This is a genomic window from Pseudomonas oryzagri (genome assembly GCF_020831405.1).
GTDB lineage: Bacteria > Pseudomonadota > Gammaproteobacteria > Pseudomonadales > Pseudomonadaceae > Geopseudomonas > Geopseudomonas oryzagri.
This window is the reverse complement of sequence record NZ_JAJHPU010000026.1, coordinates 1-489: the sequence shown is the minus strand read 5'-3', so window position 1 is coordinate 489 and position 489 is coordinate 1. Positions and strand designations below refer to the sequence as shown.

Here is a 489-nt window from a genome sequence, read left to right as displayed (position 1 = left end):
GGAGTGTCCTCGGCGGTGGTGGCGGTGTCATTGACGGCCACCAGGTCGGTCGCGGCAGTCACGGTGATCGTGACGCTGCGGGTCAGGGACTCGCCCGAGGCCGCATCGGTCACCGTGTAGTCGAAGCTGTCGGCACCGTTCCAGTTGGTGTCCGGGGTGTAGGTGTAGGTGCCATCGCTATTGACCACCACGCTGCCGTGGGCCGGGTCGCTGGCCTTGGCAAAGCTCAGGGCGCCGCCCGAGCTGGTGCTGTCGTTAGCCGACACATCGCCGGAGACCGGAGTGTCCTCGGCGGTGGTGGCGGTGTCATTGACGGCCACCAGGTCGGTCGCGGCAGTCACGGTGATCGTGACGCTGCGGGTCAGGGACTCGCCGGAATCCGCATCGGTCACCACGTAGTCGAAGCTGTCGGCACCGCTCCAGTTGGCGTCCGGGGTGTAGGTGTAGGTGCCGTCGCTATTGACCACCACGCTGCCGTGGGCCGGATCG

At 67.3% G+C, this 489-nt stretch carries 1 protein-coding gene; it reads right to left on the bottom strand.

All coding sequences use genetic code 11. The annotated features are described in order from the left end of the window. Positions 1-489, bottom strand: a 489-nt coding sequence (locus LMJ29_RS10520) for an Ig-like domain-containing protein (protein ID WP_229605475.1), incomplete at both ends; no start/stop codon positions are given.